The organism is Alloprevotella sp. oral taxon 473 str. F0040 (genome assembly GCF_000318095.2).
Lineage (GTDB): Bacteria > Bacteroidota > Bacteroidia > Bacteroidales > Bacteroidaceae > Alloprevotella.
Genome location: NZ_KB290717.1, coordinates 236633 through 255336, shown reverse-complemented (window position 1 = coordinate 255336; position 18704 = coordinate 236633). Strand labels below are relative to the sequence as shown.

At 40.4% G+C, this 18704-nt stretch carries 17 protein-coding genes and 1 pseudogene; 8 read left to right on the top strand and 10 right to left on the bottom strand.

Annotated elements, in window-relative coordinates; all coding sequences use genetic code 11:
• Nucleotides 1-103 precede the first annotated feature (103 nt).
• From map to HMPREF9999_RS06660, 8 genes and pseudogenes are all read right to left on the bottom strand, one after another.
• Entirely contained in the window at nucleotides 104-961 is an 858-nt protein-coding gene (gene map / locus HMPREF9999_RS06695; RefSeq protein ID WP_009437762.1) for a type I methionyl aminopeptidase, read from the bottom strand.
• A 259-nt stretch (nucleotides 962-1220) separates the two neighbouring features.
• A complete protein-coding gene (locus tag HMPREF9999_RS06690) occupies nucleotides 1221-2342 on the bottom strand; it encodes an Mrp/NBP35 family ATP-binding protein (RefSeq protein ID WP_009437761.1) in 1122 nt (373 codons plus the stop codon).
• Between the two features lie 27 nt (nucleotides 2343-2369).
• The gene (locus HMPREF9999_RS06685; RefSeq protein WP_009437760.1) at nucleotides 2370-2672 is read right to left on the bottom strand and encodes a Dabb family protein; all 303 of its coding nucleotides are present in this window, start codon (nucleotides 2670-2672) and stop codon (nucleotides 2370-2372) included.
• Between the two features lie 49 nt (nucleotides 2673-2721).
• Nucleotides 2722-3498, bottom strand: coding sequence for a tRNA (guanosine(46)-N7)-methyltransferase TrmB (gene trmB, locus HMPREF9999_RS06680; protein WP_009437759.1), 777 nt, complete (start codon nucleotides 3496-3498; stop codon nucleotides 2722-2724).
• Nucleotides 3491-3688: an exodeoxyribonuclease VII small subunit gene (gene xseB / locus HMPREF9999_RS06675; RefSeq protein ID WP_009437758.1), complete on the bottom strand. Its 198-nt coding sequence runs from the start codon at nucleotides 3686-3688 to the stop codon at nucleotides 3491-3493. Before xseB ends, trmB begins: the two co-directional genes overlap by 8 nt.
• A gap of 33 nt (nucleotides 3689-3721) precedes the next feature.
• A complete protein-coding gene (gene xseA, locus HMPREF9999_RS06670; protein WP_009437757.1) occupies nucleotides 3722-5050 on the bottom strand; it encodes an exodeoxyribonuclease VII large subunit in 1329 nt (442 codons plus the stop codon).
• Between the two features lie 188 nt (nucleotides 5051-5238).
• Nucleotides 5239-5850: pseudogene (locus tag HMPREF9999_RS10920) on the bottom strand (IS982 family transposase).
• 528 nt (nucleotides 5851-6378) lie between these two features.
• Nucleotides 6379-7281, bottom strand: a complete 903-nt coding sequence (locus tag HMPREF9999_RS06660; protein ID WP_009437753.1) for a helix-turn-helix domain-containing protein — start codon at nucleotides 7279-7281, stop codon at nucleotides 6379-6381.
• A gap of 483 nt (nucleotides 7282-7764) precedes the next feature.
• Here HMPREF9999_RS06660 and ruvX point away from each other — a divergent pair, with 483 nt between their 5' ends.
• The 7 genes from ruvX (at nucleotide 7765) to HMPREF9999_RS06625 (ending at nucleotide 15074) form a co-directional block, all read left to right on the top strand.
• Nucleotides 7765-8187 (top strand): Holliday junction resolvase RuvX, encoded by a 423-nt coding sequence (gene ruvX / locus HMPREF9999_RS06655; RefSeq protein ID WP_009437752.1) that lies wholly within the window; start codon nucleotides 7765-7767, stop codon nucleotides 8185-8187.
• 36 nt (nucleotides 8188-8223) lie between these two features.
• Nucleotides 8224-8778, top strand: coding sequence for a peptide deformylase (def, locus tag HMPREF9999_RS06650; RefSeq protein ID WP_009437751.1), 555 nt, complete (start codon nucleotides 8224-8226; stop codon nucleotides 8776-8778).
• Between the two features lie 205 nt (nucleotides 8779-8983).
• Nucleotides 8984-10681: a tetratricopeptide repeat protein gene (locus HMPREF9999_RS06645; RefSeq protein WP_198144631.1), complete on the top strand. Its 1698-nt coding sequence runs from the start codon at nucleotides 8984-8986 to the stop codon at nucleotides 10679-10681.
• Nucleotides 10678-12501 (top strand): peptidase U32 family protein, encoded by a 1824-nt coding sequence (locus HMPREF9999_RS06640; RefSeq protein WP_009437749.1) that lies wholly within the window; start codon nucleotides 10678-10680, stop codon nucleotides 12499-12501. The genes HMPREF9999_RS06645 and HMPREF9999_RS06640 overlap by 4 nt, the downstream gene beginning before the upstream one ends.
• A gap of 131 nt (nucleotides 12502-12632) precedes the next feature.
• Nucleotides 12633-13634, top strand: a complete 1002-nt coding sequence (locus tag HMPREF9999_RS06635; protein ID WP_044063244.1) for a hypothetical protein — start codon at nucleotides 12633-12635, stop codon at nucleotides 13632-13634.
• Nucleotides 13635-13827: 193 nt separating this feature from the next.
• On the top strand, nucleotides 13828-14283 hold the full coding sequence (locus tag HMPREF9999_RS06630; RefSeq protein ID WP_009437747.1) for a DUF4494 domain-containing protein: 456 nt from the start codon (nucleotides 13828-13830) through the stop codon (nucleotides 14281-14283).
• A 119-nt stretch (nucleotides 14284-14402) separates the two neighbouring features.
• Entirely contained in the window at nucleotides 14403-15074 is a 672-nt protein-coding gene (locus HMPREF9999_RS06625) for a YggS family pyridoxal phosphate-dependent enzyme (RefSeq protein WP_009437746.1), read from the top strand.
• Between the two features lie 500 nt (nucleotides 15075-15574).
• On the opposite strand, the gene HMPREF9999_RS06620 is transcribed toward HMPREF9999_RS06625, so the two are convergent.
• Together HMPREF9999_RS06620 and HMPREF9999_RS06615 are read right to left on the bottom strand one after the other, a co-directional pair.
• Entirely contained in the window at nucleotides 15575-16126 is a 552-nt protein-coding gene (locus HMPREF9999_RS06620) for a 30S ribosomal protein S16 (RefSeq protein WP_044063243.1), read from the bottom strand.
• Nucleotides 16127-16399: 273 nt separating this feature from the next.
• A complete protein-coding gene (locus HMPREF9999_RS06615; protein WP_009437744.1) occupies nucleotides 16400-17851 on the bottom strand; it encodes a tetratricopeptide repeat protein in 1452 nt (483 codons plus the stop codon).
• Nucleotides 17852-18120: 269 nt separating this feature from the next.
• On the opposite strand from HMPREF9999_RS06615, the gene HMPREF9999_RS06610 reads away from it, so the two are divergent.
• The gene (locus tag HMPREF9999_RS06610; RefSeq protein ID WP_009437743.1) at nucleotides 18121-18702 is read left to right on the top strand and encodes a TlpA family protein disulfide reductase; all 582 of its coding nucleotides are present in this window, start codon (nucleotides 18121-18123) and stop codon (nucleotides 18700-18702) included.
• The last annotated feature ends 2 nt before the right edge of the window (nucleotides 18703-18704 follow it).

Here is an 18704-nt window from a genome sequence, read left to right as displayed (position 1 = left end):
GTGTTTGCTATGGTAACAATTAGAGTGTACCATGAATAGGTCTTATGAGATAACTCTACCAGTTTCTCTCTCTTTTGTGTGAAATTACTGAGTCACTCTGAGACTAGTAAGTAAGAATCTCGAGCCCAGTTTCTGTAACGAGGAAGGTGTGTTCCCATTGTGCAGAGGGAAGTTCATCTTCGGTTACAACCGTCCATCCATCTTCTTCGTCAATAAAAACCTCAGGTACACCCATATTAATCATAGGTTCGATTGTAAATACCATACCTGGGACAAGCAACATACCGCGATGGTGAGTATCATAGTGATCTACTACAGGCTCTTCATGAAATTCGAGTCCGACACCATGACCAGCCAAATCACGAACTATGCCGTATCCTTTGGGTTTTGCAAATTTCTCGATGGCACGGCCTATATCACCTACAAATCCCCATGGGCGTGCTGCTTCGGCACCAATGTCGAGACATTTCTTTGTATCTTCTACTAAGCGTTTTACTTTCTCATCAACGTTGCCAATCATAAACATGCGTGAAGCATCGGCATAGTAACCGTCTTTGATGGTAGTGACGTCCACGTTAATGATGTCACCATCCCACAAAAGTTCTTCCTCAGAAGGAATACCATGACATACGACCTCATTGATACTCGTGCAGCAGCTTTTGGGGAAGCCTTCATAGTTGAGACAAGCAGCGATGGCTCCATGATCTGCAATGTATTCTGCGACCAATCGGTCAATCTCTGCCGTAGACATGTCTTCTTTTATGGATTCTGCCACTAAATCTAAAGCACCTGTGTTGATGATTCCAGCTCGACGTATGCCTTCAATCTGTTCTGGAGTCTTGATTAGCTGACGAGAAGGGACAATAAATCCTTTCTCTTGATAATCTAATACTTTAAGGTCAAGTTCCGTCGGGGTAACACCTTCAGGAATAATCCATGTTTTGCGATTTGATCTAGCCATTGTTGATGAACTATATGGGAGAGGAATGCAGAGTGCTCTACGTAGAAAAAGAGTATTGCTTAGTAGGCATGGGCTGTGTTCTCCGATAAGCTTACTGCGAAATTACGAAAAAAAAGTGGTTGTAGCGGTGTTTTCCCGAAGAACTTCTGCGCATTCTGTCTTTTTCTGCGCAAGAGAAGAAATCCCCCGACAGTCTTTTCGCTTAAAAAGGGACTGTCGGGGGACAATTATTGCAAAAATGCTAAGAGTAGAGTCGTGATTATTTTACATCGTCTATGTGTTTAACATCTACCTCAACAATTTTCGTAGGAGCCAGTTCTTGGTTACGACGTTCTGTCTCTTCAACGACACGCTGTGCAAGTAGTGCAAAGGATTGTCCAGTGATAGAATTGGCATTGAGGGCCACAGGTTCTCCGCTGTCGCCTCCATCGCAGATACTCTGTACTATGGGAATCTGAGCAAGTACAGGAGCGTTAAGCTCTTCTGCTAAACGAGTGACTCCCTCTTTTCCAAAAATATAGTATTTGTTTTCTGGGAGTTCTGCTGGAGTGAACCAAGCCATGTTCTCCACTAATCCCAAAATTGGTACATTCACCTTCTCGTTGCGGTACATATCTATACCCTTACGTGCATCGGCCAAGGCTACCTGTTGCGGTGTAGATACGATGACAGCACCAGTGATGGCTAATGTTTGGAGAAGAGTAAGGTGAATATCGCTCGTACCTGGAGGAGTATCTAGGATGAGGTAATCTAAATCCCCCCAGTCAGCATCGGCGATGAGTTGCTTTAAGGTGTTGGAGGCCATAGAACCTCGCCAAAGCGTTGCTGTCTCAGCATTAACAAAAAAACCTACAGACAAGAGTTTGACTCCATATTTTAATGCAGGAATAAGAAGTTGCCGGCCATCTACAATGTGTGCATAAATAGGTTCATTCTCCAAACTAAACATTTTAGGCATGGAAGGACCAAAGACATCTGTGTCGAGAAGACCGACATTGTAGCCTTGTGCGGCAAGAGCTACCGCTAAGTTGGCAGAAACAGTGCTTTTTCCCACACCTCCTTTACCAGAACTTACGGCAATAATGTTCTTTACTTGGGGAAGTAGTTTCCCGACTTCGGGACGTTCTGCTAAACGATACTTAGGGGTGATGGTGACTTCCACCTCGGGACTAATTTCACGATGTATAGTTGCTTCGATTGACTTGAAAAGACTCTTCATAAAAGGGTCAGGATTCTTGTCAAATACGATAGAGAAACTTACTTTCATCCCATCGATGCGAGGGTCATCATAGAGCATTTCAGCCTCGATGAGATCTTTCCCGTTGCCTGGATAGCGAATGGTTGCGAGAACGTCGGTGATAAGTTTGGGATATAGTGTCATGATTAGTTGTTATGTCTTTTTTCGTTTTTAAAGAGTGTAGTCTACAACTACACGACTCTCTGTTACTCTGCTTGCGTAATCCACAATCTTGAGATGTTCAGGATGATTAGCGTAGCGCTTCAAAGCTTCTGCGTCTGCAACGACAACAGTGAGTACGCCATGATATGAGGCTGGAGTTGACATTTGGTCAATGCCGTATTCTAAATCTAGGATTTCAGGGACTACACCAACGAGAGCTTCGAGGTTTTGTTTCATCCATTGAGCGTGTTCAAGTGGACTCTTACCTTCTGCGCCATCTTTGTAGCGCCACATAACAATATGTTTGAGCATAGATTTCTTATATTTTTGTTTATTTGTCAATATGATGCGTTGATGTTATTTATTTACTTGTTGTAAGTCCAGAGCGTTTACTGCGATTATAGGAGCGATAGTCATCTAGCTCAATTTCAACTTCAGGTTCTATTAGGTTTCCGTCTTGAGGCAAGAGAAACTTAAGATACTTAATGTTAAGTCCCCGATTAATCCACTGTTGCTCATAATAAGTGCGAATGCCTAGGATCTTTTTCACCTCCGCATCTTCCTCTGCAGAAAGTGTGTGATATAAATCATCTGTTTGGAAAAGCACGGGCAGACTATTAGCTTCTACCATGTGAGTAGTGTAGGTGTAAAGAAAGTTAGAGTCTGTCTTGAGATGCACTATGCCGCTGTCTTGCAATAATCGGCGGTAACGGTCTAGGAAGTAGGTTGATGTTAAGCGTTTGGTTGCTTTCTTCATCTGTGGATCGGAGAAAGTGAGCCACACTTCAGATACTTCGTTGGGAGCAAAGAATTTGTCGATAAATTCAATATGAGTGCGTAAGAAGCCTACATTGTCAAGACCTTCATTTTTAGCTTCAGTAGCTCCTGTGTACATACGTGCCCCCTTAATATCTACTCCGATGAAATTTTTGTTGGGGAACATGCGCCCAAGTCCTACACAATATTCCCCACGACCACAACCTAGTTCAAGAACTATAGGGTTGTCATTTTGGAAAAAATCTGTATGCCATTTTCCGCGCAAGGGATGATATGGGGTGTCAGGTGTTTGAAATGGAGCTTCAATGACGTGATTGTAGCTCGCCATCTCGGCAAATTTTGCCAGTTTATTCTTACTCATGTTCGAGAATCTTCTTTACGTCTGTGTTGACTTTTTCAAGTTGTTGTTTGCAGCAGGCAAGAAGTTCTTGCGCGCGTGCCAAACGTGGGGTAAGCTGGTCGATAGGTAAATCACCGCTTTCAATAGCTGTGACTATAGCTTCCAATTCGGAGAGTGCTTCCTCATAGGAAATTGCAGACTTTTTTGCCATATATGAATGTAGGGTAGGGAGCTTAATGCTTGGTTATAAGAGTTCGTTAATGGTACTCCATACTTCTCCGTCTGCTACTACCGTGCGTAGTACCGTACCTTGGGGAAGTTTATTTTGAGCGCTCAGTAGATTTCCGTCAGAAGTATAGGTGATTGAGTAACCCATAGCTAAAGTACGTTGTGGATCAACCATACGAAGTGTTTGGGCAAAGAGTGACAACTGATGCTCTTTTCGCTCAAGAAGTCTGTGAGTGTTAGTATGCAAGCGAGAAACCACCCTTTGTAAAAGCTGTGATTGGAAGTGAAGCTGTTCATGTAGCCCAGTTGTAATCCGTTGTGCCAAGCGATGGTGCACTTGTTGTTGATGGTTTACAAAGCTGATTGCAGCGGTGGAATATCGTTGTCCCAAGCGTTCATAGCGTAACTGAAGCATCTGCAGATAGTCCATTGTAGCTCGATTCAAGCGTTCGTGTAAGTTATCTATCACTGCATGCACATTTTGCATTCGTTCGATCAAGAAAGCAGCTACAGCTGTAGGGGTCTTGCATCGTGTATGTGCTACAAAGTCTACCACAGTGTCGTCGCGTTCATGCCCGATTCCTGTGAGTATAGGGAGAGGAAACTGCGCAACGTTAGCTGCGAGGTCGTAGTTCTCGTATCCGTCTAAATCACTTGTAGCTCCACCTCCACGAATGAGAACGACTACGTCCCATTTTTCTTGGTCGGCAGCAATGAGGTCGAGGGCATTTATCACTGATTCTGCAACGAGTGCACCTTGCATAGTAGCAGGAAACAAACGAGTTTGAAAGTTAAAGCCAGATTGTTCCAACTGGTTCATAAAGTCTCCAAAGCCTGCTGCACCTGCTGCACTGATAACTGCAATACGCTGAATGACAGCTGGCAGTTCCAATTCTTTGTTAAGGGTAATCACACCATCTTCCTCCAATTGTTGGAGAATGATTTGTCGCTTCTTTTGCTGTTCTCCTAGCGTATAAGTGGAGTCAATGTCATGAATAGTGAGTGAAAATCCATATACCTCATGAAATTGCACGGACACTTCAGCTAAAATTTTCAATCCAGCAACTAAAGTGCGGCCTGTTTCTCGGGCAAAATTGAACTTTACCTGTTGCCATGTGTTTCGCCAAATGTTTGCACGGGCTTTAGCCGTGAAGCTTCCAGCTTTATCTTCGTCTTTTTCTACTAGCTCAAGATAGCAATGGCCATTAGATGCCTCGCGACACTCTGAAATTTCTGCCACCACCCAATAGGTGTCAGAAAATTCGAGGCTCAGCACTTGCTGTATGAACCTATTTAGTTCAGAGAGTTTCAACGGAGACATCGGTGGATTATGTTCTGCTTCCATTTAAGGCAGCATTTTTATGTAAAAGGAGTGTCACGATAGCCATCGAGACACTCCTGCAAATTTACAATTTTACTACGAGACAGGCAAGCTTTATTCTTGAAAGCATTTTGAACCTGAGTTCGGTCTAAGCAATTCTTCTTTCTCTTTGAATTATTTCTATACTTAGTGTGGGCTTCTTAGATAAAAAACTATATGCTGCCATTGCTGCCATAAAATTCGTTGTAAATGCTCCTATGTCTGGTATTCTCAATCTGAACTGTATTCTTCAACTCGCCATTGACAGTCTCGATTAGTGCCCATTTCCTCAATAGAATTTTGTCGTGTAAATACATCAATGAATTTTTCATGCTTTTGCGTATGCGCGTAATCAAATTAAATGTCATCAACTAATAATTCTCAAATAGATTCTGTGCTGTGTATCCTTTATCTACCATAAGTTTTCCAAATGTTTTCTCTGTAAACATATTGTCTTTCAGTAGTGTACAATTATCCTCGTTAGCCTGAGTCAACTTCCACTGTACGATTCTTCCACGCCCGTCGATGATGATGTGTAGTTTGAAACCGAAAAACCATCCCATTGTGCCTTTGCCCCTTGTGGCAGACTCTCTGAACGTTTTATGTCTCCTAGCACACTTATCATGCCACACCCGAAATAGAGTAAAATCTATGATAGAAATTCCTGCGCAATTGCCAAGACAACAGTTGTTGAGAAAAAAGTTTGTCCGAAACCATTTATTGATCCTCCACAAAGCGATTATAGGAAAGCACGATGGGAAAGAATCTTCTCCACATCGCTGCATATCATTTCTGCGTAGAAAGCCTTATGGGTTCGGTAGCCTGAGAAGGATAAGAATGGTAATAATTTCGCTGTCGCTCATCTTAAAAGCGCTATTCCTCCTCTTTTTATCATCAGCACCAAAGGCTTTGTTCCTGAATTCTGGCTCAATTTGTTTCCAGAACTTATCAACAAATAAAAGATTTCTATTATCTTGACAGCAAGAATTTTGTTCATGTAGAATCGTAACAATTTGTTTTTCAGCTACAAATCCACAAAGCACTCACTACACAAACAAGTTTCTCACTAATTAAGTTGCTTAGTTGGCTGGGATTATTTTTAAACAAAAGCTTAAATCGAACTCAGGTTTATTCTAGAAAACACTAAGAAAACTATACTTGAAGAGCTTGTTCAATACTAGGAGATATTCAAGAATTCGAATAGACACATGTTTTGTATAACAGTGTAATGATAGAATGCATACCCTCCATCCAAGTAAATATTTTAATGATACCTTAATTAGAATGGAGGACAATAAGACTACTAACATGAACTACTTTTTTCGAAAAGCAGTAGGAGCCATATTAGTATGGCGTTTAAAGAAAGCATTGAAACGAGTTGGTTCAGAAAAACCTAATGCATAAGAAATCTCAGAGATAGACAAAGGCGAAAGTTGAAGAAGTCTTTTGGCCTCTAGCAAAAAACGCTCAGCTATTACCTCACCAGTAGTTTTTCCTGTTACTTCTTTTACCGATCTATTCAAATGATTGACATGAATGTTCAGTTGCTCAGCAAAATCAGACGGACTATGTAGTTGTACTGTCCTATGAAGATCATCAATTGGGAACTGACGTTCCAACAATTCGAAAAGAATGTGCGTAATGCGTTCTGCAGCATTTCCTGCTGGACGTTCTTTAGAAATATCTGGATGCATTTTCATTGCAAAATGCAATAGATCAAAAACGTAACCTCTCAATACATCATACTTGTATACATAGTTGGAATGAAGTTCCTCCTTCATGCGCTTGAAGATATCTTCAGCTTGTTGGTAGAGCTCCTTATTGAGAGGAAAAACGTGAATACCACCTGATTGGTATACAGGATAATCTGAGAGCTGCCCAAATCGATGGAAGAATGCTTGATTAAAAATGCAATAGTAACCAAGCTCCATATTCTCAATGCCTTCCCAACTATAGGGAATAAGAGGATTAGAAAAAACTAGAGCATAACCATCTATCTCTACTGTTTTGTCTGCATAATGCAGCATCACTCCTTTTGCATAAAGGAGAGTGATCTTGTAAAAGTCGCGTCTTTTATATGGTGTACTCGAATGCTCTCCTTCAGACAAAGGGGTAATATCAAATACATTGAAGTGTGCCTGCTCCAACTCTAATCCTTTGGGCAGCCATCCAAACTTTTCTTCGTAGAAGTTTACGAGGCTTTCTGTATTCTTCATGCTCGTTGTTGTTCTGTGATTGCAAGATGGAAGCAAATCTATCTTGTTTGCTATGAATAATCTTGCAGCAAAGATACAAATTTGTTTAGAATTCTCATTTGCGATTATCAAACAGATTGATGCGATGATGTCCAAATCGACTTAAAATCGCCCCAAAAGAACACAAAAACGAAATGATTTGAGAATAAATGACATATTCGAATATCATTTTCGTAATGAATTTAGAGGTAGATTACCTCAACATTATCTACTATAGAATTGAGATCTTTCCTCGAGATTTTAATGAGATATAATAGATGAAAAGGAAGACTACATCATCTCAATTACGAAGTTTGTTCACCAAGATAGCTAAGCTAAAACAGCAATCAAACTAGATACAACGGTTTGTTTGGGGAAAAGCTCGAAAAAACTTGTTTTTCTCAGCTTTTCTCTGTACTTTTGCTCAAATGTTATCGTGGTTAATTCTGATCATTTCATTATAATATGCGTATTCTCTCCATTGATTACGGAAAAAAGCGAACAGGTATAGCTGTAACTGACCCACTACAATTGATAGCCAATGGACTTACTACGGTAGAAACCAAAAACCTACTAAATTTTCTTCTTGGTTATGTAGCAAAAGAACCTGTAGAACGTATTGTCATAGGCTTACCAGTTCAACCTAACGGACAACCTTCAGAGAATCAAGCACGAGTTCGAAGTTTTACGGGTACCCTAACCAAAGCTTTACCCAACATTCCTATCGACTTCTACGATGAACGTTTTACTTCGGTATTGGCTCAACGAGCTATATTAGAAAGTGGGTTAGGGAAGATGAAGCGACGAGACAAAGCTTTGGTGGATGAAGTCTCCGCCACGATTATTCTGCAAAACTATATGGAACAACGTCGCAATGGTTTCTCATAATCAAGACAAAGAGTTCCAATTTTTCTCATACATATTATGACATTACCTATCTATCTTTACGGACAACCCGTACTGCGCGAGGTTGCGCAGGATATCTCTACTGATTACCCCAATCTCTCTGAACTTATTGACAACATGTTTGAAACTATGGAGGAGAGTGATGGTGTGGGATTAGCAGCTCCCCAGATTGGTCTTCCCATTCGTATTCTTGTTGTTGGGCTTGATAGTCTGGCAGAGGATTTTCCTGAGTATAAAGACTACAACAAAGCTTTCATCAACGCTCATGTAGTCGAAGTAGATGAAGAGAACCTAGGAAGCTATGAAGAAGGTTGCCTTTCTATCCCTGGTATTCATGAATCAGTGAAACGTCCTAAAAGAGTTCGTGTCAAATGGTTGGATACAAATTTTCAAGAGCATGATGAATGGGTAGATGGTTTTTTAGCTCGTGTGCTGCAGCATGAAATCGACCACTTGGATGGTAAACTTTTTATTGACCATATCTCCCCAATGCGCAAGCAACTTATTAAGAAAAAACTGAATAATTTGCTCCAAGGCAAGGTTCGTTGCCACTATAAAACAAAGGCAAAGTAGTTTTCGGCTTAATGATCTAAGTAAACAGCTCTAGACTCAAAGGCTGTCCTATTGAATGCGATTAATATTCTCAAAACCAATGAGGTATTTGCTAAGCATCTTTCCTGTTTATACTAGACTGATCCGAACTACAAGTCTAGTTATTATTTGCGCTCTGTCTGCACTAGTAGGCAGAGCGCAAACTGATGTTGAAAACGTGCTGACCATGGGACGCATAGCCCTGGCTTATGATGACTATGTCACGGCAATTCAATATTTTAATCGTGTTATTGAGGCTAGGCCGTCTATGGCAGAAGCCTATTACTATAGAGCTGATGCTAAAGCACGTCTAGAAGATTACAATAGTGCTATAGAGGATTTAAGCAAAGCCATACACCTAAATCCATTTCGTCTAGACTTTTATGAACTTCGAGGGGTGTGCCTAGGACAAAATGGAAATTTTCTGGCAGCCATCACTGACTATGATTACGTTTTGCGGCATAATAGATGGCACCAGAATGTCCGTTTTAACAAAATCATCAGTCAGATTCAACTAAAGGACTATGAAAACGCGACGCATGCTGCAGATAGCTTCATAACGCATTGGCCTAATTTCTCAAAGGTATACCTTGCTAAAGTTGAAATATCTTTAGCTCAGAAAGACACAATCTCTGCATTATCCTGGGCTGATACTTTATTGAAACTCACTCCACAAGATGCCAACATGTGGAATTTCAAAGGACAATATGCTCTGCGCCACAAAAACTATGCAGACGCCGATAGCTTCCTAACTAAAGCAGTCTTGTTCCTTCCCAATGATGCAGATTCCTATTTAATGCGTGCGGCTGTACGACACGGATTAAGAAGATATGATGATGCTATTCGCGACTATGACGAAGTTATAAGGATAATTCCTCAACATTTTGTGGCACACTATAACAGAGGGCTTCTACGCTCATTTGTAGGTGACGATAATCGTGCTATAGAAGACTTTGATTTTGTATTGAATAAAGAAGCAGACAACACTCTTGCGGTATATAATCGCGCTATCCTTAAGGAAAGAGTCGGCGACTACAATGGCGCAATAAAAGATTACTCGACTCTTATACACATTTATCCTCGTTTTTGGGCTGGTTATGCATCTCGAGCACGAATCTACCGAAAAATAGGAAAACTGAATGCGGCTCTTTCTGATGAAACTCGTGTACAACGGGCTGAATTAGACTTTTTCTTCACTAAACCAAAGCTAGGTCGTATCAAAAAAGTAAATACAAAATCCGAACATGAACTAGAGCGTTACCAGCAACTAGCAGAAGAAACAAATGATACACTACGAGTGCGCCTCACAGCCACTGCAGGGCGCATTCAGAACAAGAAGGTTGAACGAGTTTTTCTCCCCATGTTCCGAGTTACAGTTCTGGGTAATTCAGTAGATGCGTACCAAAGTATTCTTTATCTTCCTACTTCTTCTACGTTAAACCTCCATAACGCAGTCGTGAGTGCAGAGTCCAAAGCTGAAATAATTGCAGAAACTCAGCTTAGACTATGGCTTTCTGAACAGAATCCAGAGCATAAAGTACTCCTCCTTTCTCAAAAAGCTTTTTCTCTAATCGACTCCTCACCAGAGAAGGCCTTAGAATTATTGCAAAGAACCAAAACCTTGCAACCGGAATCTGCTATGGTACATTATAATATAGGCTGTGTACTAGCTGCACTGGGTAAACTTAGTGAGGCTGAACTTGCTTTTTCGCAGGCAATCGCTCTTGATAATCGTATGCCTGAGGCTTTTTTCAATAGAGCTGTTGCAGCACTCCTCCAGAATAATAATGTTAAAGCCATATCAGATCTCAGCAAAGCAGGAGAATTAGGCTTATATCGGGCTTATAGTCTTATTAAACAAGCACAAAAACAACAGACTAAATGAGAACTATAGAGTTATTGTGTCCAGCAAAAAATGCTGACATAGGCATTGAAGCTATACGCCATGGCGCAGATGCCGTGTATATTGGTGGTCCGTCCTTTGGAGCACGTGCTGCTGCTGGCAATTCAATCGAAGATATACATCGACTATGCAATTATGCCCATATTTTTGGAGCACGTGTTTATGTTACACTTAATGTGATCCTCTATGATGATGAGTTAGAGAAAGTAGAGGAAATGGTACATGCACTATATGAAGCGGGTGTGGATGCGTTAATTACTCAAGATTTAGCTCTACTCAAGATGAAGCTACCACCAATCGCACTGCATTCTTCGACTCAAATGGATACTATTACTGCAGACAAAGCTAGATTCTTGGAACAATGTGGCTACTCACAGATTGTCGTTGGCCGGGAACTTTCGTTAGATCAATTGAGAAGCATTACAAGAGCAGTAAACGTCCCAGTAGAAGCTTTTGTTCATGGTGCACTGTGTGTAAGCTATAGTGGTCGATGCTATGTATCTCAGCATATTTGTCGACGTTCGGCTAATCGTGGGGCATGCTCGCAATTTTGTCGTCTCAAGTTTGATTTAATAGATGCGGATGGTAAGGTTATCTCCACCCAATATCATTTATCTTTACGCGATATGAATCGCACCAACAGCATAGAACAGATGTTAGATGCTGGTGTAAGTAGTTTCAAAGTAGAAGGACGACTAAAAGATGTAGGCTATGTTCGCAACATTTCTGCTCATTATCGCGAAAAGATTGATTTAGTGCTCTCGCGACGTTCTGAATTTAAACGAGCATCTTATGGGAAATCTCGCTATTCATTCAAACCTCAGGTTGAAAAGTCGTTCAATCGTGGGTTTTCTGAGTTTTTTCTACATGGTCGCCTACCCGACATTTGGTCTAAACACACTCCGAAGGCTATAGGGGCTCCTGTTGGCACAGTAAAGAGGGTAGGGGGACGTTCCTTTATTATTGACTCCTCTGCTAGTTTTTCAAATGGAGATGGACTTTGCTATTTTGATGAGTACGGACGCCTACAAGGTTTCCGAATCAATCGCGCAGAAGGGTTAGAACTTTTTCCTCTGAAACTCCCTGAAACTTTAAAAACTGGTACTGAGCTCTTTCGTAACGAAGATAGAGCTTTTGAAAAAGTTATGGAACGCTCTTCTTCTGAGCGCGTATTATCACTGAACATTTCACTTACAAGACAAAATAACAAGACACAAATTTTCACGCTTTCGGGCACTACTGAACATGGTGTATTTGTAAGTCTAGATTTCTCTTCTGAACTCCAAGATGCTAGATCTCCTCAGCAGGATAATATAGTACGACAACTCTCTAAACTTGGAGGAACCCCTTTTGTAGCTAATACTGTAAATGTTGACACTAAAGGAGACCTCTTTATTCCAACAGGACAACTTAATGAATGGCGACGGTCGTTGGTTCAACAGCTTATTAAAGCCTGCCAAACGGCTCATAGAAGAGATCAAAGGCGTCCCATCGCTAATGACATATCTCTTAAAGGTATCTCTTTAGACTACACAAGCAACGTATCTAATCATTTAGCAGATACATTTCTTAAAGAACTAGGAGCGCAAGAAATCCAACCAGCTTTTGAGATAAATCCAATTCCTAGCGCTCGATTAATGACATGTAAGCATTGCATACGCTATGCCAATGGACAATGCCCACGAGAAACGAAACGTCCACCAACATGGAAAGAGCCGCTCGCTTTGCGCATGTCAGATGGTCGCACCTTTCCTCTTACGTTTGATTGTGCTAAATGCGAAATGAGCGTACATGCAGACTGATGGGGATTATACTTGCCAATAAAAAGAAAGTTCATTAATGCACCTCACAAGGTTGTATCAAAGCTCTTATTGATTTTACACATCCACATGTATAATAAGGGGTTACACATCATCACCAATCCATTACATCAATGAATGTTTCCGTATTTTCAGTTCTTACTAAGACTTTGCTACTGTTTAGTATCTGTATGTCCTTGTTTTTAGCATGTAAACATGATCGACCACAAGTCTTAAACCCTTGGGTTGGAGAGAATGTAGACTCAATTGCTTTCAAACAGCAATACCACTACTGGCGTAACTATAACTTTGTCGTAACTGACACTATACGCCTATCACACAGTCCAGCAAATGCTTTTGGTTTATCAGAAGATACATGTGAAATGTGGCTTCACAGATGGGACGCTGTGGTAGTGACTAATATAACTTCCATACCATCAGATTCTACGGACAGTATGTGGGTGATGCTAGCTAGAGATCCACAAACCATGGGATGGGTGCGTGCAAAGGACTTACACGACAGAGTAGTTCCAGACAATTTTATTTCTCGTTTCATCAACCTCTTTTCGAGTTGGAGCATGCTATTGGTTGTATCATTTCTGGCACTCGGAATACTATTCTTGGGTATACAGAATTTACGACATGCTCGTTTTCAAATGGTACATGTCAATGATATTAGAAGTTTTTATCCCACCTTGCTTTGCTTAGTAGTAAGTAGTTCTGCCGTTCTGTACGGAGCTATTCAACAATTCTACCCTGATGTTTGGGAGGCTTTTTACTATCAACCAACACTTAACCCTTTTGCAACAAATCCCATAGCGATTCGCCTATTCCTTCTCAGCATTTGGACCATGCTAATAGTGCTAATTGCAGTAATAGATGATGTGTTTAAACAGCCAGCGGTCGTAGATGCAATCTCTTATTTAGCTTCCCTTTTCGGAGTTTGCATGGTGCTTTATCTGTTTTTTACTCAAAGCGTACACATTTATCTAGGGTATCCAGTTCTTGCTGCATATTGGTATTTTGCATTGCATCGCCACTTCCAATACAACCAATCGCCTTACCGATGTGGAAAATGTGGTGCTGGGCTCTCAAGCAAGGGAAAATGTCACAAGTGTGGTGCCATTAATGAATAAATGGCTTCAGTATTTTCTATACTCAAATGCTTTTTTGAATTCACATCATACTTTTCTCCAAAAAGTTCTTTTCGTTACCCTTAGAATTTTGTAACTTTGCTGAGCTGTTCTTTTATTAAGTAATAGCTCTTTTAGTCTATAGAATCCAATTAAGACTTATCTAAGTCATAACCTCAATAAGTATAGTTACACAATGGCTGAATGGTTTGAATGCAAGATCAAGTATGAACGTACAATGGACAATGGAGTAGTGAAAAAGGTCAACGAACCATATCTCGTTGATGCACTGAACTTCACGGAAGCCGAACGTAGAATCATTGAAGAAGTTGCTCCATTTATGACGGGAGATTTTCAGGTAAGCGATATCAAACGCGCTCGATTTGCAGAGATTTTTGAAACAACAGATGAGTCTGCTGATCGTTGGTTTAAAGCAAAACTGACATTCATGACTCTTGACGAGAAGAGTGGTAAAGAAAAGAAGTCTTCTCATAACGTACTGATTCAGTCTTCTGATCTTCGTGATGCGGTAGAACGGCTTGATGAAGGGATGAAAGGGTCAATGATGGACTACATAATATCATCCATGACTGAAACTATGCTTATGGATGTATATCACTACAAAGCAGACATTCCTGAAAAATCTGAATAATAATGGGCTACGCTCCCAATATTAGTCTGCCAATACTTTTGATATAGTGGTTCTTTTTAGCATATAACTCCTAGCATGTAACTCCTTCTGATCTCAATTCAATCGTCCCTCAGTTAACTATGACTCCATTACAAGAACGGCTAATAAAGATAAAGGAACAAATACCTGAACAGGTGAATCTAGTGGCAGTATCAAAGTTTCATCCTAAGTCAGCCCTACAAGAAGCTTATGATGTGGGACAACGTATATTTGGTGAAAGTAGGGTACAAGAGTTAATAGAAAAGCAACAAGTGCTTCCCTCCGACATAGAGTGGCATTTCATCGGACATCTACAAGCTAACAAAGTTAAATACATTGCGCCTTTTATAACTCTTATCCATGCTGTTGATAGTTTGCACCTATTAGAGGAAATTGATAAACAAGGAAGAAAACACAATCGCAAGATTCCTTGCTTAATCCAAATACATGTGGCTCAAGAAGAAGCTAAGTTTGGCTTTTATCCCAATGAATTTCTAGCGTTTCTAAACGATGGGCAATGGAGTAATTTATCTTATGCGCAGATTATAGGAGTGATGTGTATGGCTTCCTTTACAGATGACACTACGCAGGTCTTAGAGGAATTCAAATTGGCAAACGAGCTTTTCCACTGGGCTAAAAGTACTCACTTTTCTAATATTCCAGAATTTAAAGAATGCTCGTGGGGAATGAGCGAAGATTACCCACTAGCAATTGAAACTGGAAGTACTTTAATAAGAATAGGTAGCTCTATCTTTGGAGATCGTCAATACTAATCGATAATGATTATGCAGGTTTGCATTGTCATTAGTCTCGCAACTATATAACGCCCATATCTTTATTTAAAAGAGATATGGGCGTTCTCCATATTGTTTAAAAGCCAGAAAGATTAGAAGTCACATTCTAAGATATTGCTTCCATCTAGAAAAGTTGAAAGTTTTTCGTAAGTCAAATACAGCTTCTATTCAAGTCACGAGATTGGCTATAGTAAAAGCATAGTTGTTCGTATCAGTTTGTTTCTGTCAGATAAAAGTTTGCACCAGCTATAAGTAGCAATAAAGTTAATATAGAATTTGCTTAAAATTCAGGTTATGTTTCACCATCTAGTCCTATTGTAACATCAATAGAAAGTAAGAGCAAACTAATGTGTAAGAGACTACAACAGAAAAGAAATAAGGTCGCTTCCACTTTAGGAAACGACCTTGTATTGATTTAGACCAGAAGAAGAGGAATACTTTCAAGAAAAGCCTATGAAAGCGTCCCTAGAACCTAGAATTTAAGCTTCAACAACAGCTTCTTCAGTAGCTGTAACTTCTTCTACTTGCTCTTCTGCAGTTTCTGCAGCAGCCTCAGCTGCAGCTTGAGCAGCAGCAGCCTTCTTTTCTGCTACCTTTTCTGCAATCTTAGCATTAGTAGCCTTCTCTGCTTCAAGACGTGCAGCAAGTGCGGACTTCTTAGCTTCTGCAAGTTTACCTACAAAAGCAGCAGACTTGCTGTCCTTTTCTTGCTTCCATGCTTCGAACTTGCTTTGTGCAGCTGCTTCGTCAAACGCACCCTTCTTAACACCACCACGGAGATGCTTCATCAGAAGAACACCTTCGTCAGAAAGAATATTACGTACTGTGTCAGTAGGTTGTGCACCACACTCTACCCAGTGGAGAGCACGCTCAAAATTGAGGTCTACTGTTGCAGGGTTGGTATTAGGATTGTAAGTACCAATTTTTTCAGTAAACTTACCATCACGTGGTGCGCGAACGTCAGCGATAACGATGCTGTAAAAAGCATAGCCCTTGCGGCCATGGCGTTGCAAACGAATACGAGTTGCCATTGATTGAAATGGATTTATGGGGACACGTCCCCGATGAATAATAAAAAACTTCGTGCCGTCAACTCGTGACAGCTCTGCAAAGTTACGCATTTTTGTTAACCTGAGCAAGTTTGCTTAAAGTTTTCTCTTTTAGTTCTGTATTTCACTGTACTAAAACAACTTTATCGTTGCTATCACAAGATGAATTTATGCTGAATCATAAAGAATAAAATTGGTGGAGTAGTATAGAATAAACTACTCCACCAACTCTATTAAAGCTAGGGTCGTGTGAGCTTACTTCAATACTGATTGCACCTTCTTTGCTATAGCATTGTTAGGATCAAGTTTCAGGATTTCATTTACATATACCTTACACTTTGCATCATCCTCTTTCTTTAGATAATATACCATCAAATAGGTGAGTGCTCCTTTCTTCTGATCTACATAGTCAGCATTGTCCCCAATAAGTTCAAGTGCCTTAGTGTAGTATTCACGAGGCTTCTCTTCGGGTTTGTTCCCATCAGTAATCCATAACTGCGCACGATAGAAAGGACCTACGTAGTTATTAGGTAGCTCAGTCATGTAATCCTCAAAAACCTTGTCGCCTGCTTCGATAAACTTATCACGTTCTTCATCAGTTGCAGCCTGTGCCTTTGCAGCGATATATGTAAGACCGAGGCTAAATCTATCTTTGCTATCTGCTTTCTCTCCACGAAGCTTAATATATTTCTCCATATAAGGAATTGCCTGAGCCGCTTGTTTATTAGAACGCATTAAAGTAGCGATTTCCTTATAAGTATCTGGGCGCATAGAATCCTTTTCTGAGGCCTTGATATAATAAGCTATTGCAGCATCTTTATCATTAAGTGCTTCGTTGGCATAGCGGGCTGCATATTGATAGTCGATATAACGATATAAGCTATCTTCGTATTCCTTATTCTCGAGATAAGCGATGTCTTCCTTTGCCTTTTGGTAGTCCATAGTTTCTACATCGGAGAAGAAGAGAAGACTACGAAGAGCAAAGTTCTTTGAATCAAGAGGAAGAAGTTTTTGCGCCAATTCTTTTATAGCATAAGCATCACCTCCAGTAAGCATCATAGCAGTGAGATAATTCACACCAGCAGGCACATTCTCAATAGTCAAATCCTTAGTGTGATCAAATACATTCTTGTATGCTTTTACAGACTCCTTGAACTCTTGATTATTGTATGCAATATCACCAAGTTCCTTGTAAGCATCTAAGTTTTCAGGCTCCTTTTCGAGGATTTTCTTGAGAGTCTCTTGTGCAACGATGGGGTTCACGTTCTTATAAACTCGAGCAGACAATTTGAGGGCTTCGATGTTATCGGGCTGATAGCTCAACACTTCATCAAACTTTTGTCCTGCACCTCCCCAGTCCTTGCGAAGGATACAAACACGACCACTCAACATCAAACCTGGCACATAGGATGGATCTAGTTGATATACTTGCTTTGCACACTGATTAGCGCAAGGATAAATCTTTTGATCCAAGAAGAACTGTCCTACAGCAGTAAGTTGCTCCTTATCCTTCTTAACTTTGGAGAGCAGCTTAGCAAAGGCCTTATTAGCAGCTTCTGGGTCACTCATCTGATTGGCGATAACCTCGTCTGCCATTGCCTGAACGTTAGCTTCCATAGGGACAGGGCTGTTTGCCTGATTCTGTGCACTCGCAGCACCAAAAGAGAATGCTGCAAACAGTAGGGCTAGGATAAGATTTTTCTTCATAGAGTCTTCTATTTATAGTTGTTTTATTCGGATTAGTATCAATTGCATAGCTTAAGTAAGCTTATCTCCCAAGTAAGCAATCTAACTGCAAATATAAGTAATTCCCAGCAAATGAAAGCTGTTTACTGGTAAAAACTTAATTTGTAAGTGTTTTTAAGGTGGTCATCCATACATAATATGGAAAAAATCAAGTTATCTCATCAAAATGGATTATATTTGCATTCTAATCTCGCAACTCACTATAAATAAGTTCATAAAATATAGAAATTATGCGTAAAAGTCTTCTTCTTGTAGTAACAACATTATTACTTGCAACCACTAGCTGTGCTTCTAAAACCAGTAAAAAGGAGTCATTGTCCACTAATACTCAGGAAACTCCAATGTCTATAGCTAATCCTTCGAATCCCGATGCTATACCTGCAACTATTGTCCCTATTAGTACAGAACTAAATGGGCATGATGCTTTTGATTCGCTTAAAAAGAAGTATAGAGGAAAGGTCGTGCTCATAGATTTTTGGGCAACCTGGTGCCCTCCATGTAGAGCGGCAATGAAGGAAGTGGACTTGATTAAAACTGAACTTCAGAAGAAAGGTGCTGTCTTTGTTTACATCACAGGCGAAACCTCTCCCGAAGCAGAGTGGAAGAATGCTCTTCAGATTATCAGTGGTGATCACTATCGTCTGACAGACAAACAATGGTCAGAACTAGGCGGAGAGCTAAACATGGCAGGAATTCCAGCTTATATGTTATTAAATAAGGATGGAAGCGTGGCATTTTCTAACATCACTCAAGGTGGCTACCCAGGGAATAGTCTGCTTCAGAATCTAATAGAAACAGCTTTAACCAAATAATC

Excerpts from the sequence above, each read along its gene's own strand:
- HMPREF9999_RS06615 (WP_009437744.1), bottom strand. The coding sequence starts at position 17,851 with ATGAAGAAAAATCTTATCCTAGCCCTACTGTTTGCAGCATTCTCTTTT.
- xseA (WP_009437757.1), bottom strand. The coding sequence starts at position 5,050 with ATGGAAGCAGAACATAATCCACCGATGTCTCCGTTGAAACTCTCTGAA.
- HMPREF9999_RS06635 (WP_044063244.1), top strand. The coding sequence starts at position 12,633 with ATGAATGTTTCCGTATTTTCAGTTCTTACTAAGACTTTGCTACTGTTT.
- HMPREF9999_RS06685 (WP_009437760.1), bottom strand. The coding sequence starts at position 2,672 with ATGCTCAAACATATTGTTATGTGGCGCTACAAAGATGGCGCAGAAGGT.
- HMPREF9999_RS06620 (WP_044063243.1), bottom strand. The coding sequence starts at position 16,126 with ATGGCAACTCGTATTCGTTTGCAACGCCATGGCCGCAAGGGCTATGCT.
- HMPREF9999_RS06630 (WP_009437747.1), top strand. The coding sequence starts at position 13,828 with ATGGCTGAATGGTTTGAATGCAAGATCAAGTATGAACGTACAATGGAC.
- HMPREF9999_RS06645 (WP_198144631.1), top strand. The coding sequence starts at position 8,984 with ATGGGACGCATAGCCCTGGCTTATGATGACTATGTCACGGCAATTCAA.
- trmB (WP_009437759.1), bottom strand. The coding sequence starts at position 3,498 with ATGAGTAAGAATAAACTGGCAAAATTTGCCGAGATGGCGAGCTACAAT.
- HMPREF9999_RS06610 (WP_009437743.1), top strand. The coding sequence starts at position 18,121 with ATGCGTAAAAGTCTTCTTCTTGTAGTAACAACATTATTACTTGCAACC.
- HMPREF9999_RS06690 (WP_009437761.1), bottom strand. The coding sequence starts at position 2,342 with ATGACACTATATCCCAAACTTATCACCGACGTTCTCGCAACCATTCGC.
- ruvX (WP_009437752.1), top strand. The coding sequence starts at position 7,765 with ATGCGTATTCTCTCCATTGATTACGGAAAAAAGCGAACAGGTATAGCT.
- HMPREF9999_RS06625 (WP_009437746.1), top strand. The coding sequence starts at position 14,403 with ATGACTCCATTACAAGAACGGCTAATAAAGATAAAGGAACAAATACCT.
- HMPREF9999_RS06660 (WP_009437753.1), bottom strand. The coding sequence starts at position 7,281 with ATGAAGAATACAGAAAGCCTCGTAAACTTCTACGAAGAAAAGTTTGGA.
- def (WP_009437751.1), top strand. The coding sequence starts at position 8,224 with ATGACATTACCTATCTATCTTTACGGACAACCCGTACTGCGCGAGGTT.
- xseB (WP_009437758.1), bottom strand. The coding sequence starts at position 3,688 with ATGGCAAAAAAGTCTGCAATTTCCTATGAGGAAGCACTCTCCGAATTG.
- map (WP_009437762.1), bottom strand. The coding sequence starts at position 961 with ATGGCTAGATCAAATCGCAAAACATGGATTATTCCTGAAGGTGTTACC.
- HMPREF9999_RS06640 (WP_009437749.1), top strand. The coding sequence starts at position 10,678 with ATGAGAACTATAGAGTTATTGTGTCCAGCAAAAAATGCTGACATAGGC.